Origin of the sequence: Shewanella sp. TC10, from assembly GCF_009663145.1 — a bacterium.
Lineage (GTDB): Bacteria > Pseudomonadota > Gammaproteobacteria > Enterobacterales > Shewanellaceae > Shewanella.
In genome coordinates this window covers 41,789-57,432 of the sequence record NZ_VKHR01000020.1, presented here as the reverse complement: position 1 = coordinate 57,432, position 15,644 = coordinate 41,789, and the positions used below count along the sequence as shown (strand labels likewise).

The window sequence follows — 15,644 nt, the reverse complement described above, 5'->3', positions numbered from 1 at the left end:
AATTAAGAATTACTTCTTAGTTCATGCCGTATTAACTTGTATAAATTCTTTGGCTATCTTAAATTGTCTTTTTTTGCCTTATCAAGCCTATAGTTTTCAGTGCTTTATGGTCTAATTGTGTCTTGTTTTATCTAATGGTATCCTACCATGTATTAACCAGTTTGTGGGTTTGAATGTGGGTTTAGTTGTATGATTGAACCCACAAAAGAAGTTTATACCTATCGCCACCTAACTTGTGAGACATACTATGGCATTGACTGACAGTAAATTAAAATCACTGTTAAAAGGGCATGATTCAAAAACACCTAAAAAAATAGCTGATAGAGATGGATTAGCTGCTTTAGTTAGGAGTACTGGTAAAGTCTCTTTTATATATCGTTATCGGTACAAAGCTAAATCTCAAACAGCAACAATAGGTGAATATACAGGAAAGGCTGGTGGGTTATCCTTAGCTGAAGCGAGATTAAAAGCTGCCAAATGCAAAGCTTGGCTAAGTGAAGGACGAAACCCAAGCGTAGAAATTGAGTTAAATAAATGTGCTATCCAAGAAGCTGTAACAGTACAAGAAGCACTTAACTATTGGATAGATGATTTTGCTCGGCAAAAACGAGCAAATGCAGATAAACATTTAGCTCAGTTTGAAAAACATATTTACCCACATATAGGTGGATTGCCTATTGAGGAGTTAGCTACAAGGCATTGGATTAAGGTATTTGATGACATAAAACGAGGAATTCATCATAAAGCCGCACCTGTAGCAGCAGGCTATATTTTTGGGAATGCGAAGCAGGCACTAATTTATTGTCGTAAACGTCATTACTGCACGACACACGCACTGGATGATTTATTAATTACTGATGTTGGTGAAAAACAGGGAAAGAAAGATCGAGTATTGAGTCTTATGGAGTTAAGGGAGCTATTAAGATGGAGTAATGATAAATCTCATAATTGGTATTATCGTCAATTAGTGATGTTGTTATTAATGTTTGGTGCAAGAACTCAAGAAATAAGATTGAGTAAGGTAGATGAGTGGGATTTAGATTCTATGGTCTGGACTTGCCCTAAATCTCACAGTAAGAATGGCCAAGATGTACTTAGGCCAATACCTGTAGGGTTAAGAGAGTATATTTTTAATCTAATTAATGAAGCAAAAAAGTCAGAAAGCTCTTATTTATTAGGTGAATATAAGGAGCCTCCAACAGTATCTTCAATGGGCGGATCTATTCATAAAAAACTCAATCATGAAAAGTGGAACTTGCATGACTTAAGGCGGTCATTAGCAACACATCTTAGTGATATGGGGGTTGAGCCACATATTATTGAAAGCTTACTGGGGCACACTATTGGAGGTGTTGCTGGTATTTATAATCGTTCACAATATCTTGAGCAAAAAAGAGCTGCATTAGAGCTGTGGCAAAGTAGGCTTTATGATTGTGATGCTAAATCAAATGTGATTAGGATTCATGTATGAAGAATTCAGAAAGGTTAAGCGAATTTTATTCAGAAAGGCTATGCGAATTTTTGACAGAGTTTGAGGCACTAGTTGAAAGTAGTGGTTGGGATGAAACTATTGGGACTATTAACTCAGGAGAAATGCTTATTTTTAGCGATATCTATCGAGATAGGGCAATTGATAGTGGAATTGATGATTATTTAATGTTGATTTATTACTTCGTTAGCAAAAACCGTAAGTTACCAAAATTGTTACAAATTGATTTGTCTACAACATTTGCCCAGACGGCTCGAGCTGAAACAAAAGCAGATAAAAAAAGAGCATTAAGTGAAGGCTTTAATATCACGTTAGCTGGTGGAGGCAAGCGTCCAACAATTAGTGATGAAAAGGTTTGGGAGTATGTAAAAACGATTATGAATAGTGAAGGAGTTTGTGAGTCGGCTGCAATTAAAGAAGCAAGTAAAGAGTTAAATCTTGCTAAAAGCACTACTCATGAGAAGTATTTTAGGTTTGAAGATGCAACAAACGATATCTTAAATTTCGCCAAGCATGGCGATCTCTCCAAATATAAAGAATAACTATTACAATACTACCTTATAGCACTATTGAAATACCCGCCTTACGTAAACTTCACTTCCTGCCTCAATTTTTGATTTCTGTTATTCGGATTGCTCTTATTCAATCCGACGATTTTTTTTTATAACCTTCATTAAGACAAGCTAAGACAAAATGAAGGATGACATCAAAATGGTAAATAAACTAATTTCAATTAAACAAATGTGCGAACTCATCAATCGAGATCGAAGAACGCTCTGGTATTGGGTGAAAGAAGGCAAATTTCCTAAAGGCGTAAGATTAGGTAATAGAACTGTGGGTTGGACTCAGGAAGAATTCTCTGAATGGCTGAGGGTTAAAAGTGTTGAAAATAATTAGATTTAAAATAGGAAACGCCCAGCAAAATTAATTACTGAGCGCTTAATTTGAATCGCTGGCGGATTTGTTCTTGGCGGATCAATCCACCTGCTTCTATAGAGTATAGCAAAAATGAAATTTTTAAATGCAAAATCGCATAAAGTGACGCAAAGATTCACTTATATAACATGGCCTGAGCTTGTGGCATTGATCGAAACACCACCAGCACAAGGTGATAGAACAAGAGAAGAGGCTAAGGGTAAAAGCCCAGTAATTGCTGCTCATGATGGTAAAGATAAATCAAAAGAGACAGCCCTGAATCACAATAACTTTACCATGCTGAGACTAGATTTAGATGATACGGATTTAGAGCTTGCAGGTATTGAAAGTACATTATTATTGCTTGGTATTAATAGTTTTATCATCCATACAACAGCGAGTCATAAACAGGAGGGGAAAGGTAATCGTTATCGAGTTTACATTGAGTTAGTCAAGTCTTTACCACTCAATGAGTGGCAATGCTTAGAAACCTATCTAGCTTATATATTCAATGCTGATGATTGCGCTAGTAGACCGCAACAGATTATGTACTTACCTTTTCAATGTGAAGGATATGAATACTTGGTCGAAGATGGTGATCCACTTGAACCCTTTAATAATGAATTGTTTAAGCTGGCAACTAATTTTAAAGCTGAGCAGGAGGCGCACGCTAGTATTCAAAAAAATCGTCCTAAGAAAAAGCAAAGTGAAAAGTTATTAGGGAATCAGATATCTATTATTTCGCTGGTTAACAAAGCATATGAATGGCCTGAATTACTGTCTTTCTATGGATATAAGCAGCAAGGTAAAGCATGGTTGCCGCCTGAAGCAACTAGCAAAGTGGCTGGTGCCTATATATTGATTAGTGATACCGATGGCAAAAAACGCTATTACTCACACCATGAAAGTGATCCTTGCAACAATGGCTATTGCTTAGATAAGTTCGATTTTATTGTTATCCGCACTTACGGTGGCGATCAACACGAGGCGTTAAAAGATCTTGCTGCTAAGTATTTTCCTGATGCTGATAAACATAATAAACGGGAATGGATTACGGCTAACCAAAATGAGCAAGTGACTAAATTGTTTTCGGAGGTGATTGTATGAGCGCACTAAATCCGATACCAGCCCCTACTAATGTGGTTAAGCTTGAACTACCAGAAGAAACTGAAAAAAAGAGACCTAAATTTGAGCATGTAAGCATGACTACGAATGGTGAGGTTAAACCTAAAAATACCGCTAATAATCTGAAAGCGGTAGCTGATTTCATGGGTATTGAGTTTAAGCTAAATTTACTAACCTATCAGCCAGAGATTTTAGATGATATTAGTGGTGATCCAATAGCCCATTCCTATGACCAAACACACAGCTATTTAGTATCAGCCGCAAATATTACTGGTTTACCGCCAAAAGCTATAGACGATCACTTGAAAGCATTATGTGAAAATAACCCATATCATCCAATTAAGAACTGGCTTGATTGTGGTACTTGGGATGGCATTGAGCGAGTAAGGAAGGTCATTGATTGTTTACCAGTGAAGGATAGAGATTTATCACAGAAAGCGCTATCTCATTGGCTGGTGGGTTGTGTCGCTTCTCTGTATGAAGATAGTTTTAAATCGAAACTTGTTCCTGTACTGCAAGGTTCTCAGTCATACAGAAAAACCGCATATATTGAGCGTATTGCTAAAGTGGCAGCATTAGCATTTTTAGAAGGTGCTGAGCTGAACCCCGACTCTAAAGATAGTGTTTTGTCATGTATATTTAGTTGGGTTGTAGAGCTTGGAGAGCTTGAACGTACCAATAGAAACAGCCAAGGCAGTTTAAAGGCGTTTATCTCTAAAGATCTTGATACTGTCCGTCCACCATATGCCAGAGGTGATATAAAGAAGCGCAGGCAAACTCATTTTATCGCTAGTGTAAACGGTTCTGATTTTCTAAAGGATGACACTGGTTCAAGTCGGTTTGTTGTTCTAGAGATGACAGATGCGGCTAAAATGGATGAACTTAATGAGCTGCTAGGTTGGCATTATGACGGAACAGGCAAGATTACCTTAGTAAAACCTGAGCTATTAAAACAGTTTTGGCTTGAGGTCAAAGTGATGTATGAAAAAGGGCATGGATGGATGTTACCAGACTCCGTTCTTGAACAGGCCAAGTTAGCGAATGATAGCTTCAATGATAAAGGTAATTGGTATCAGTACATTTTAGAACGCTACATTCAGAATGATAATAAAGCTGGTGGGTGGATAACAGCTGGTCAGTTAGTTGACGATGATGAAAAGATGAATGTTACGCACACCAAGCAAGTTGGCAAAGCTTTGGCAAAATTACATGAAGATGGCTTAGTTGATAGAAAAAAAGGGCGTTCAAGAATGACGTTTTATCAAATTGACTTGAATACTGGCTTCGCTACCCTTGAGGATTAAGTAGTTAGCCTGTCCACAGGTATGAGTTAGTACAAGTTATACCTGTGGTAATGAGCTGATAAGACACTAGAACTGTAGACACTTCTATAAATTGTATATAGATCTAGGTCTTATCAAGTTGCTTCTTTAAGTTATCTTCAAAAGCGTATGCTTCAACTTCCCAAGGTAATTTTCTGTATAAAGTTTGATCATTTTCTAAAGTGTTCTTTGTTTGAGCTGAAACATACCGCTTATACCAATCCTCACCTTCCCACTCTAAAAAATTAACCCCCATCTTCAATCGGCCATCTTCTACCTGTTGTAAATGTACATTTTCGTGTGCAAGACTAAGAATTTGCTCATTAATAGTCATATTTGGAAAGAGATTGAGATTGATTAGAATGTAAGTAGTACCACATGTTGATGTATTAACGCTTATTGGGGAAGTTGCTGGAAATAGTCTACCCCAATCTTCATCAAGTGGAGCAAAGCCACAAATGGAAGAGTTGGGAATGAGCTCTTTGAACGGCTCTATAACAGCAGATAAGCAATTGGTAATTCGCTCAGAATTAACATGTAATTCAAAATCACGCTGATACTTAAGTAAAACAGATTGGTTAAGCCCATAAGCCTCAGAGGCAGTCTGAAGTTCTTCAGTACTTATGTTTTGTTGGGGTAATTTAAATAATTTCATACAAGAACTCTGAGTTAGCGATGATTATAGTGTTACTTTCACACTTAAAATCTATTGATTCAAGCTACTATTAACCTGTTCTGGTGAATGTGGTTAATGATGAAAAATAACATTCACCAAGCTGTAGCCCTTGCTGGGTAATGGTTTCAAGCTAAAGTGGTGAATGATGAAAGAGATTTACTATAACTTTTATTTTATCTCTTGGGAGAGAGTAGGTTATAGGTAGCTAACCTGAACTTACTAGAACCGCTAGCCAATATCATAAGTTGGTGTTTTCTCTTTCATCATTCATCACAAACACTCAACCCCTTATGCAGCAAGGCTTTGATGGTGATGAAAGAGCTATTTTAACATTCACCACTTTCACCACTAATAAAGATAGGGGGGGGACTAATTAAATATTAATGATATCTATTATCACCTGCGAATTCCTTTATTTTGAGCTAATGTGATGAAAAGTATTTTCCCCTAGAAATAGAGAGAGACTAGTATTTTTTTCAGAAAATTTCTTAGGTTTGATTATCTAGTAAACGAACTTAGTAATAGCCATAGTAGATACATAACTATATAGACAGGGATAGCCGCTATAGATGCTTTAAGCATGAAAAGCACTAATGAACCAAATGGAATGTTAATTTCTGTGATACTGACTCTTAGAACATTCGCATTACTTTTATTTGGTAGTGTGCTCATTTGTTCATTGCACGACTCACAATGAATAATATCACCTTCTTGATAGTTGCCTTCTACTTCTGAGTTACAAATTGAGCATAATATTTTCATGGCATTAAACCTAGTTAAGTTTATTTAAATTAGGTGTAGTTAACTACACCTATTTGGGTTTTTATCCATTACAAGGATTATTAATCGCAATCTTTGTAATCAAAATCTAAACTACGCTGAGCTATATCTTTCCTTATTACCATTTTTTGTAGTGCCATAGTTAAATTAGTGAACGATTTTTGAGTGTAGATGTTGAATAAGTTCTATAAAACAGTAGGATAGTTTTTTTTAGGTGGTGATAAGCAAGGGAGGTACGATAACACGCATTCACACTTTGCTTGTAAAGTTATCTAAATTAAATTCAGTAAGTTTTTGATAATAAAATGGAAGATAATGACTTATCTGAGGTGATAATCGCGCATATGAGTTATACAAAGGTTGGCCTTAAGAATGGTTTAATGTTTATAAGGAAGTTATATGATTGATTCAACAATATTAGCGGGTTTACTTGGCGTTGGTGGTTCAATCGCTGGAACTATCTTAGGCTATAAATTAAATAACACCAAAGCAGATATCAATGTATTCATTGATAACCGTGTTGTTTTGTATTACATGGAAAATAATTTTGCCATGTATGTCCCGATAACTATTACCAATGAAGGTAATAAATCAGCGACCATCTCTGATTTTAAAATTAAGTTAAAATCACCAACAAACCAAACATGGGATCTTTTTTGGTACTCTTTTGCTGAAGATAATGGCCATAAAAATGAACCGTGGTGTGATGGGAAAAGAGCTAGTCCTGTTCTAATTCATGGCAATTCTGGAACCCAGCACCATATTAAACTCATTGAGCTTGGTTTAACTTCAGAAGGTTTGTCAAATGTAATTCTTCCTGCTGGGGGGTACACTTTAGAATTAGAGTATTTTAATCGTGATAAGAAACCTATGAGCAAGCAAGAGTATTCCTTAAATATTGGTACTGAAGCTCATGAATCATTGGCTAAAATTAGACAAGATAAAGAAGATTTACGAACGTGGATATTTGGTTTAGAGCGTAAGAATTAAAGCCCAACGAATTGTTTAAAAGGATAAAAAGCTGTTGGATTTTGCTCCTTCAACGCTAATTTATGCCAATAATTTCACAGTCTTTTGAAGAGGCGTTACCACACAACTAGTTGGCATACTTTTCCTAATCAAAACCTCATGTTCTAGAGTCAAATACCTAGCTTATTTCTGTCCAGAAACGGGTTAGAGGGCTAGCACGTTTTGCCCCAAAGTGTTTTAGTGAAAAGTGTCAATAACACCTTATAATTGCGTTGTTGAAGTATCCAATCGAGGAGGTAACATTAATCATATTTATGAGCAGCAGTAGGTCAATTTCTTACAATTGTTTCTGTTATTGATTGGATATGTTGAAAAGTTAAGGCCTTGAATAGAATCCGCGATAAGTGTCGCTATAAACATTCCACAGCGTATGGCAAGGCTTGGTTTAGACTGGTGCTACGAGAGCGACGACTTCTCAGGACAGCCAACGACAATTCACTAAAATTCTTGCTTTTAGTAAACCTTTAATTTATGATTACGACAGAATAGATACTCGTGGTGTCGGATGTGCTCCTCGTATGAACGAATAAGTATCCTTTGAATGTTTCGCAGGTGGCAAGTATCCTCCTCGTAAAATAAAAAAGTACTTTTTGAATGAATATCTATTCTCATTAAACCCACCTTAATCGGTGGGTTTTTTGTATCCAAAGGAAGATAGTTTTGAAGTTTAACAAATTAAGCAATGACTTTGTAGAAAAGACAAAAGATTTACAAGAGGTTCTAGAGGATAAAGGGCGTGGCTACTCAGTAGCAGAGATTACATATAACGACCTTACCTTTGCGGTTCCTTTGCGCTCGAACCTAGAAGTAGATAGTAAGGGTAAGCCTAAAAAAATTGGCGGCGCTCCTATTTCCTTTGTAGCAGATGTCCAGACTGATGAGAATGGTGAAAAGTTCCACCGAGGATTAGACTTTCAAAAGGCGCTACTTATCTCTGATAAAGAGTCGGATTTCGGTAATGAGTATCCTTTGTCGGATAATAAACAAAAAACAACCATTAACGATAATGAATATGAAATCCTAAAGCAGTTTAAGAGGTATGTGGACTCATATGTTCGTGCGCATCAGAAAGCTCTGCCATATAAACAACAATTTTACCGTAGCACATTACAAAACTATCATGATGAGTTAGATGCTCATAAAAAAGAAGTTAAGATTACGGTAAAAAAGAAACGTACAATCGTTAAACCTGATGACGAATAGTCTCTCTTTTGGTGAGGTATAAAAGCCTCACCTCACCATGCTCTTCCCTGCCTAACAAAAGTCTCTTTCAATTCTGAGCAAACAGTTCAGATTTTGTTTTCCCCACTTTCTTACTCTATGATCCAGCAGGCTTGTCCTACAATCTTAGTTACTACAAATAACTCTCATTTGCATCCTTTTGCTTGTTCTAGCCTCTCTTTCGTCTATTATCGGTATGCAAACAAGGTAATTCTTAATAATCAGTTCGAAATTTGATAATGAAATAGTTCTATCACGCTATTGTCCAAAAACGAGTTAGGGGCACCTCTAAGCAAGTGGCCTGTATTTATTGGGCACTACAAAGCTACCAATTGGCAGTACCTCTTTAGTTAATGTTATTTCTAAGTGCAGATCTTTTAATTGGTTTTTAGCATCTTTTAAATCTTTCATCGTCGTTTCATGTGTCCGAGATAATTAGTTGATGATTTCATCTTCAGGCTCAGGTGCATAAATTGCGGTGAAGTCCACCCTAACCAGTATATTACTTATTGAGGGTTTACTTGTGGGTTTAAATAACAAAAACGGGCTTCTCATTGCTGAGAAACCCGTTTTAATACAACAAATTAAGAATTACTTCTTAGTTCATGCCGTATTTTTTTAATTTCTTACGTAAAGTACCACGGTTGATACCTAACATGTTTGCAGCACGTGTTTGGTTACCACGAGTGTGTTGCATGATGATGTCTAGTAGTGGTGCTTCAACTTCACTTAAAACCATTTCATAAACTTCAGACGCTTCTTGACCGTCTAACTGAGAGAAGAAGTTTGTTACTGCACGCTTAACTGCGTCACGTAATAGTTGTGGCTTGATAGTACCGTTAGCGGTTTCAATCTTACCTACGGTTAGCTGGTGAACTTCTGTGTTAGTAGTTGTCTGATCAAACATTCTATTCTGCTCTTTATATTAAAAATTTACTAATTCATCAAAGTAACATTCCACTAAGGAATATTGCTGTTCAGCGGTTTCAAGCCTATTGAAGTCAGCACGGAACTGTCGCTGTTCTTCTTGGTTTAGGTACCATCCCATATGCTTTCGGGCAAATCGGACACCTTTGTATTCGCCGTACAATTCGTACAATTTGTTAAGGTGTTCGAGCATGATTTCTCGTTGCTCGCTCGCCTCAACTGGCGGTAATTTTTTACCTGTTTCCAAGTAGTGGTGGATTTCTCTAAAAATCCACGGTCTGCCTTGGGCTCCTCGTCCTACCATCAAAGCATCGGCGCCAGTGTAATCTAAGACAAACTTAGCTTTCTCTGGACTGTCGATATCTCCGTTGGCAACAACAGGGATTGAGACATTTTGTTTTATTGCTTTAATGGTGTCGTATTCGGCAAAGCCTTTATACATGCATTGTCTCGTTCTACCGTGAACGGCGAGAGAGGCGATACCACAATCTTCTGCAATGTGGGCAATTTCAACACCGTTACGATGTTCAGGTTGCCAACCTGTGCGGATCTTCAGTGTCACAGGGACATCAACTGCACTAACAACAGCTTGTAAAATCTCTTTCACTAGCTGGGGATCTTGCATTAATGCCGAACCTGCGAGCTTTTTATTCACTTTTTTTGCAGGGCAACCCATATTGATATCAATGATATGCGCACCTTGTTCAACGTTGAACTGAGCTGCGTTTGCCATTAATTCAGGATCTGCGCCTGCGATTTGTACTGAGCGTATACCTTCTTCACCAGAATGCATCATGCGCTGGCGGCTTTTATCGGTATCCCAAACTTCAGGATTCGATGAAAGCATTTCTGAAACCGCTAGACCTGCGCCATAGCGTAAACAGAGGTTTCTAAAAGCGCGATCGGTGACACCTGCCATTGGTGCCACGATCAGCTGATTGCTCAGTTGATAAGGGCCAATTTGCATTGAGTTAATCACCTTGCTCGTCAAAGGGGCGCTATATTAGCCCTTTTTTGCCTTCCTGAAAAGGTCAATAAATGAACTAAATGTAACTTTTTTTCTTGACTTTTAGTTGGGGAGTCGTAATTGCCCCCTTTGACAGAGATCTAGCTGCCATAGGGGGTGTAATGCCTTTACCGTTATTTACGGGTGCCTGTCAAGCGGCTCCAGTCGTCTTTGTGAGCCGCTTCATCCATGATGAACCATTGGCTATAGAACTGTGAGATTTCTTCTGCTTGCTCTTGTAAAAGCCCTGACAGCGCTAATTTTCCGCCAGGTTTAACTTTTTCTGCAATCAGTGGTGCTAATTCGCGTAAAGGGCCAGCAAGAATGTTAGCTACCAGAATATCAGCTTGCAGATTCTCAGGTTGATTCTCTGGTAAATACAGTGCCAGTTTATCTGCAACGCCATTTCGCTCGGCATTGGCTGTTGATGCATCAATGGCTTGGTAGTCAATATCGACACCCGTGACGGTTTTGGCGCCAAGTTTAAGGGCGGCGATGGCTAAAATGCCTGAACCACAACCAAAATCGATCACTTCTTTGTCTGATAAATCTAAACCGTCTAACCACTCTAAACAGAGTGCGGTGGTTGGGTGAGTCCCCGTACCAAATGCTAAACCAGGGTCAAGAATGACGTTGACTGCATCAGGCTCTGGAATATCACGCCAGCTAGGGCATATCCATAGGCGCTGACCAAACTTGATTGGGTGGAAGCTGTCCATCCATTCACGTACCCAGTCTTTGTCTTCAATTTGCTCGATTTTATGCTTAAAGCCTTTACCTAAATAAGGCAGAGTTTCTAAAAAGCTCACGGTAGGACTTAAGTCAGTACCTGCGTCAAATAAGGCAATGACAATAGTGTCTTGCCAAAGCGGCGTTTCACCTAACTTAGGTTCAAAAATAGGGGTGTCTTTACCATCTTCATAGGTAATTGATACAGAACCTTGCTCCATTAAAAGGTCACCGAGTGCGTCGGCGTGGTCGCTGTTAGTGCTAATGCGAAGTTGAATCCAAGGCATGGAGTTTTTCCTATGAGAATAATTTAATCGCGTATTGTACCTGCTTGAAGGCTAAAACAGCAGCATTTGATAGTGAAATATTGCACATTTGCTTCGAAAGGCTTGTTTTAGCACTTTTAACGACTGGTTAATGATTAACCTATTAATATCCATGATGAAATCAGTGTAACTCACTCCCTTGTTTGAATGTCACTATAAATTAATGAAAGATAAGCGAAATTTTGAGTTCTTAAATTTGAACAATTTGTGATTGTGATCAAGTTCTAAAAGACGATCAATGGTAAGTGAGCTTGATCACGATTTAATTTTTATGGACAAGGAGAAATAGGGATAGCTGATAAGCTAAATTTACCAGAAATATGTCATTAACAGGCATGGAAACTATGACTGCTTCATCGCAAACTCAAACACAAAAGATTCATGACGTCTCGTCAAAAGGGTATTTGAACCCGATTTGGGCAGCCAGAGCCGATAAATTACAAAGTGCTACCGGGTTGTTGTTAGGTTTTTTCATTATTATGCATTTGCATTTTGAATCGAGCATTTTGATCAGCAAAGATGCCTTTTATCATGTGGCGCATTTTCTTGAAGGCAGTATGTTCAGTGACAATGGACAAGGTTTTCCTGTAACGACTAAATTCGTCTCGGCATTTATGTTAATCGTCGTATTAGTGCATGCTCTGTTTGCATTAAGACGATTCCCTGCCCAAATCCAACAATGGCGAGCACTGCGCAGCCAAATGACAATTATGCCGCACCAAGATACTAAGATATGGTTTTGGCAGCTTATCACTGGCTTTCTTTTATTCTTCCTCGCGCCAGTGCATTTATTTGACATGATCACCAACCCTGAAATCGGACCGCATTTATCCGCTGAGCGGGTTTATCACCAAGATGTGTGGATGCTTTATGTATTGCTGCTCCCTGCAGTGGTCATTCATGCCATGTTTGGTTTGTATCGCGTAGCCATTAAATGGGGCATCACGACTAAACGCATGGCGGCATTAAAGCTTGCCAAAGTGATGGTGGTGTACTTGATGATTATTGGTATTGCTAGCTTGCTTACTTATATTTTTATCGGTCAATCATTGGAGTTACCTGTGACTCCATTCGTGCCGAGCTAAAGACTAACGAGTTGTAGATGAACCTGGGTGCATTGCATTCATGGCTCATAACGTATTTAAGGAGTATCCGTGAAAATTATTTATACAGACTCATTAGTCGTCGGCGCAGGCCTTGCTGGTTTACGTGTGGCTATTGCTTCAAAAGAGCGTGGTTTAGACACTGTGGTGTTATCGCTAATTCCCGCTAAGCGTTCTCACTCAGCTGCAGCACAAGGTGGCATGCAAGCCAGCCTTGGCAACACGGTTAAAGGGATGGGCGATGATGAAGATGTTCATTTCCAAGATACCGTAAAAGGGTCTGACTGGGGCTGCGATCAAGACGTAGCGCGAATGTTTGCTCATTGTGCGCCCAAAGCTGTGCGTGAACTGGCTAATTGGGGCGTACCTTGGTCGCGTATTACCGCGGGCGATCGCCAAGTGGTGGTGAATGCTGAAAAGGTGACAATTACTGAAGCTGAAAAAGCCCATGGTTTAATCAATGCACGTGATTTTGGCGGCACTAAAAAGTGGCGTACCTGTTATACCGCTGATGGCACCGGACATTCGCTGTTATATGCCGTTGATAACAAAGCCATTGAAATGGACATTCCTGTTCATGAGCGCATTGAAGCACTATCGCTTATCCATGATGGCAAACGCTGTCACGGTGTGATTGCGCGCTGTTTAGTGACGGGAGAGCTACGTGCCTATATTGGTAAATCAACCACGATTGCTACGGGCGGCTATGGTCGTATTTATGAAGTATCGACCAACGCTATTATTTGTGAAGGTATTGGCCAAGCATTAGCGCTGGATTCAGGTGTAGCAAGCTTAGGTAATATGGAAGCGGTGCAGTTCCACCCAACAGCGATTGTACCTGTGGGGATTTTAACCACAGAAGGTTGTCGTGGTGATGGTGGCTTATTGCGTGACAAAGATGGTCATCGCTTTATGCCAGACTATGAGCCTGAAAAGAAAGAACTCGCATCACGTGATGTGGTTTCTCGTCGCATGACCGAACATATGCGAAAAGGCAAAGGGGTTGATAGTCCGTATGGGCCACATTTATGGCTTGATATTACCTTGCTTGGCCGCAAACACGTTGAAACCAACTTACGTGAAGTGAAAGAGATTTGTGAAAACTTCTTAGGGATTGATCCTGCAAAAGATTGGATCCCGGTTAGGCCAACACAGCATTATTCTATGGGCGGTATCCGCACTAATGCAACTGGTGAAAGCCCGCAACTTGCAGGCTTATTCAGTGTCGGTGAAGCAGCCTGTTGGGATATGCACGGCTTTAACCGCTTAGGCGGTAACTCACTGGCTGAGACCGTTGTGGGCGGCATGATAATCGGAAAATATGTGGCCGATTATTGTGAGAAAAACACGCTTGAAATCAACACTCAAGTGATTGATAACAGCATGAGCAAGTTACAAGCTGAAATTGATGACTTACTTGTAGGCGACGGCACTGAAAATGTGTTTGAAATTAAGCTCGCCATGCAACGCATTATGATGGATTACGTGGGCATTTTCCGTAATGGCACTGAGCTTGAAAAAGCCATTACCGAGTTAAAAGACTTGCTGCAGCGTAGCAAAAATATTGGCCTTAAATGTAAGAAACGTCATGCCAATCCTGAGCTAGTGGAAGCATTGCGCGTACCGCGTATGTTACGTGTTGCTTTAACTGTTGCCTGTGGTGCTAATGCTCGTACAGAAAGCCGCGGTGCCCATGCCCGTGAAGATTACCCACAACGTAACGACAAAGAGTGGCTTAACCGAACACTATCCACTTGGCCTAATGAAAATGCATTAGAGCCGACGTTAAGTTACGAGCAGCTTGATGTAATGAAAATGGAATTACCACCAGGTTATCGTGGTTACGGTAATGATAATGCCGTAGCGCATCCTGATACTGCAAAACGTGAAACTCAGATCGCAAACATCCTTGCAGAACTAGGTGAAGATGCAGATCGTTTTGATAAGCAAGCGGCGATTATGCCATTTGATTTACCTGAAACATTACGTCCTCGTAATGAAAGATTAAGTGACACGATTGCTGTGTCGGGAGAGAAGTAATGACTAGCCCACGTACGATTAGTTTTGAAATTTTTCGTTATGATCCGCAAGATCCAAATGACAAGCCAAAAATGGTGACTTACGAGATCACCGAAGCGCCAGGTATGACGGTGTTTATTGCATTGAACTTGTTACGTGAGCAGCAAGATCCATCGTTGCAATTTGATTTTGTTTGTCGCGCGGGTATTTGTGGCAGTTGTGCCATGGTGATTAATGGCAAACCCACCTTGGCTTGTCGCACGCTAACGGCTAATTTTCCTGATGGAAAAATTAAACTGATGCCATTGCCAGGTTTTGAACTGATTGGCGACTTATCGGTTAACACAGGCAAGTTTATGCGTCAGCTTGCTGAGCGTTTACAATTGTGGCTACAACCTGATGCGAATGATATTGATATCCATCGTTTAGAGTCTCCAATGGATCCTGCTGAAGCGGCGAAATTGTATGAGTTAGAACGTTGTGTGGAGTGCGGTGTCTGTGTATCTGCGTGTGCGACTAAGCAAATGAAAGACAGCTTTGTTGGCGCGGTTGGTATGATGAAAATCGCCCGCTTTGAAATGGACAGCCGTGATACCCGTAGTGCTGAAGACTTCTATCATGTTATTGGTAATCAAGATGGCGTGTTTGGTTGTATGACCTTACTAGGTTGTCAGGATGCGTGTCCGAAAGATTTACCTCACATGCAGCAAATTGCCTATTTACGCCGTAAAATGGCGCAGACTATTGTTAGCTGCTAATTTGTAGCTAAACATTTAAAAGCCGCTAAACAGCAATGTTCAGCGGCTTTTTTGTTGATGGGCTTGGTTATTAACTATTTGATTAAATAGCGGTTGGCATATGGAATAAGCTTTGCCTTATTCCTTGATTGCTATTTGAACAAACCAAAGTCGTGGCGCTTCGCCCACACCAGACCAAAGGGGCAAAGCGCTTGCGCCCCTTTGGAAACCCTCAGCGCC

At 39.6% G+C, this 15,644-nt stretch carries 15 protein-coding genes; 10 read left to right on the top strand and 5 right to left on the bottom strand.

The features are described from left to right. Positions 1 to 247: 247 nt before the first annotated feature. The 5 genes from FNZ24_RS09140 (at position 248) to FNZ24_RS09120 (ending at position 4,833) form a co-directional block, all read left to right on the top strand. On the top strand, positions 248 to 1,471 hold the full coding sequence (locus FNZ24_RS09140) for a tyrosine-type recombinase/integrase (RefSeq protein ID WP_153914173.1): 1,224 nt from the start codon (positions 248 to 250) through the stop codon (positions 1,469 to 1,471). Next, positions 1,468 to 2,031, top strand: a complete 564-nt coding sequence (locus FNZ24_RS09135; protein WP_153914172.1) for a hypothetical protein — start codon at positions 1,468 to 1,470, stop codon at positions 2,029 to 2,031. Before FNZ24_RS09140 ends, FNZ24_RS09135 begins: the two co-directional genes overlap by 4 nt. Before the next feature lie 169 nt (positions 2,032 to 2,200). Next, positions 2,201 to 2,386: a helix-turn-helix transcriptional regulator gene (locus FNZ24_RS09130; protein WP_194945025.1), complete on the top strand. Its 186-nt coding sequence runs from the start codon at positions 2,201 to 2,203 to the stop codon at positions 2,384 to 2,386. A 111-nt stretch (positions 2,387 to 2,497) separates the two neighbouring features. After that, positions 2,498 to 3,511 carry a hypothetical protein gene (locus FNZ24_RS09125; RefSeq protein WP_153914170.1) on the top strand — a complete coding sequence of 338 codons (1,014 nt, stop codon included), beginning with the start codon at positions 2,498 to 2,500 and terminating at the stop codon, positions 3,509 to 3,511. After that, positions 3,508 to 4,833, top strand: a complete 1,326-nt coding sequence (locus FNZ24_RS09120; RefSeq protein WP_228768428.1) for a virulence-associated E family protein — start codon at positions 3,508 to 3,510, stop codon at positions 4,831 to 4,833. The genes FNZ24_RS09125 and FNZ24_RS09120 overlap by 4 nt, the downstream gene beginning before the upstream one ends. Positions 4,834 to 4,936: 103 nt before the next feature. Here FNZ24_RS09120 and FNZ24_RS09115 read toward each other — a convergent pair whose 3' ends face one another. Next, positions 4,937 to 5,506: a hypothetical protein gene (locus tag FNZ24_RS09115; protein WP_153914169.1), complete on the bottom strand. Its 570-nt coding sequence runs from the start codon at positions 5,504 to 5,506 to the stop codon at positions 4,937 to 4,939. 1,200 nt (positions 5,507 to 6,706) lie between these two features. On the opposite strand from FNZ24_RS09115, the gene FNZ24_RS09110 reads away from it, so the two are divergent. After that, on the top strand, positions 6,707 to 7,297 hold the full coding sequence (locus FNZ24_RS09110) for a hypothetical protein (RefSeq protein WP_153914168.1): 591 nt from the start codon (positions 6,707 to 6,709) through the stop codon (positions 7,295 to 7,297). A 699-nt stretch (positions 7,298 to 7,996) separates the two neighbouring features. After that, positions 7,997 to 8,539, top strand: a complete 543-nt coding sequence (gene tenpIN / locus FNZ24_RS09105) for a type III toxin-antitoxin system TenpIN family toxin (RefSeq protein WP_153914167.1) — start codon at positions 7,997 to 7,999, stop codon at positions 8,537 to 8,539. 306 nt (positions 8,540 to 8,845) lie between these two features. Here tenpIN and FNZ24_RS21835 read toward each other — a convergent pair whose 3' ends face one another. The 4 genes from FNZ24_RS21835 to prmA all read right to left on the bottom strand — a co-directional run bounded on the left by FNZ24_RS21835 (position 8,846) and on the right by prmA (position 11,506). After that, the gene (locus tag FNZ24_RS21835) at positions 8,846 to 8,968 is read right to left on the bottom strand and encodes a hypothetical protein (protein WP_267463728.1); all 123 of its coding nucleotides are present in this window, start codon (positions 8,966 to 8,968) and stop codon (positions 8,846 to 8,848) included. 187 nt (positions 8,969 to 9,155) lie between these two features. Continuing rightward, complete coding sequence (gene fis, locus FNZ24_RS09100; RefSeq protein WP_055023591.1) at positions 9,156 to 9,464, bottom strand: DNA-binding transcriptional regulator Fis; 309 nt, start codon at positions 9,462 to 9,464, stop codon at positions 9,156 to 9,158. 18 nt (positions 9,465 to 9,482) lie between these two features. Next, positions 9,483 to 10,451, bottom strand: coding sequence for a tRNA dihydrouridine synthase DusB (dusB, locus tag FNZ24_RS09095; protein WP_153914166.1), 969 nt, complete (start codon positions 10,449 to 10,451; stop codon positions 9,483 to 9,485). 173 nt (positions 10,452 to 10,624) lie between these two features. After that, positions 10,625 to 11,506, bottom strand: coding sequence for a 50S ribosomal protein L11 methyltransferase (gene prmA / locus FNZ24_RS09090; protein WP_153914165.1), 882 nt, complete (start codon positions 11,504 to 11,506; stop codon positions 10,625 to 10,627). Positions 11,507 to 11,889: 383 nt separating this feature from the next. On the opposite strand from prmA, the gene FNZ24_RS09085 reads away from it, so the two are divergent. The 3 genes from FNZ24_RS09085 to FNZ24_RS09075 all read left to right on the top strand — a co-directional run bounded on the left by FNZ24_RS09085 (position 11,890) and on the right by FNZ24_RS09075 (position 15,425). Next, the gene (locus FNZ24_RS09085; protein ID WP_153914164.1) at positions 11,890 to 12,630 is read left to right on the top strand and encodes a fumarate reductase cytochrome b subunit; all 741 of its coding nucleotides are present in this window, start codon (positions 11,890 to 11,892) and stop codon (positions 12,628 to 12,630) included. Between the two features lie 69 nt (positions 12,631 to 12,699). Further along, positions 12,700 to 14,688 (top strand): fumarate reductase flavoprotein subunit, encoded by a 1,989-nt coding sequence (locus tag FNZ24_RS09080; RefSeq protein WP_153914163.1) that lies wholly within the window; start codon positions 12,700 to 12,702, stop codon positions 14,686 to 14,688. Then, positions 14,688 to 15,425 carry a fumarate reductase iron-sulfur subunit gene (locus FNZ24_RS09075; RefSeq protein WP_153914162.1) on the top strand — a complete coding sequence of 246 codons (738 nt, stop codon included), beginning with the start codon at positions 14,688 to 14,690 and terminating at the stop codon, positions 15,423 to 15,425. Before FNZ24_RS09080 ends, FNZ24_RS09075 begins: the two co-directional genes overlap by 1 nt. Positions 15,426 to 15,644 lie beyond the last annotated feature (219 nt).

Coding starts and splice junctions, on each gene's coding strand:
- FNZ24_RS09140 (WP_153914173.1), top strand. CDS start 248: ATGGCATTGACTGACAGTAAATTAAAATCACTGTTAAAAGGGCATGAT.
- FNZ24_RS09135 (WP_153914172.1), top strand. CDS start 1,468: ATGAAGAATTCAGAAAGGTTAAGCGAATTTTATTCAGAAAGGCTATGC.
- FNZ24_RS09130 (WP_194945025.1), top strand. CDS start 2,201: ATGGTAAATAAACTAATTTCAATTAAACAAATGTGCGAACTCATCAAT.
- FNZ24_RS09125 (WP_153914170.1), top strand. CDS start 2,498: ATGAAATTTTTAAATGCAAAATCGCATAAAGTGACGCAAAGATTCACT.
- FNZ24_RS09120 (WP_228768428.1), top strand. CDS start 3,508: ATGAGCGCACTAAATCCGATACCAGCCCCTACTAATGTGGTTAAGCTT.
- FNZ24_RS09115 (WP_153914169.1), bottom strand. CDS start 5,506: ATGAAATTATTTAAATTACCCCAACAAAACATAAGTACTGAAGAACTT.
- FNZ24_RS09110 (WP_153914168.1), top strand. CDS start 6,707: ATGATTGATTCAACAATATTAGCGGGTTTACTTGGCGTTGGTGGTTCA.
- FNZ24_RS21835 (WP_267463728.1), bottom strand. CDS start 8,968: ATGAAAGATTTAAAAGATGCTAAAAACCAATTAAAAGATCTGCACTTA.
- fis (WP_055023591.1), bottom strand. CDS start 9,464: ATGTTTGATCAGACAACTACTAACACAGAAGTTCACCAGCTAACCGTA.
- dusB (WP_153914166.1), bottom strand. CDS start 10,451: ATGCAAATTGGCCCTTATCAACTGAGCAATCAGCTGATCGTGGCACCA.
- prmA (WP_153914165.1), bottom strand. CDS start 11,506: ATGCCTTGGATTCAACTTCGCATTAGCACTAACAGCGACCACGCCGAC.
- FNZ24_RS09085 (WP_153914164.1), top strand. CDS start 11,890: ATGACTGCTTCATCGCAAACTCAAACACAAAAGATTCATGACGTCTCG.
- FNZ24_RS09075 (WP_153914162.1), top strand. CDS start 14,688: ATGACTAGCCCACGTACGATTAGTTTTGAAATTTTTCGTTATGATCCG.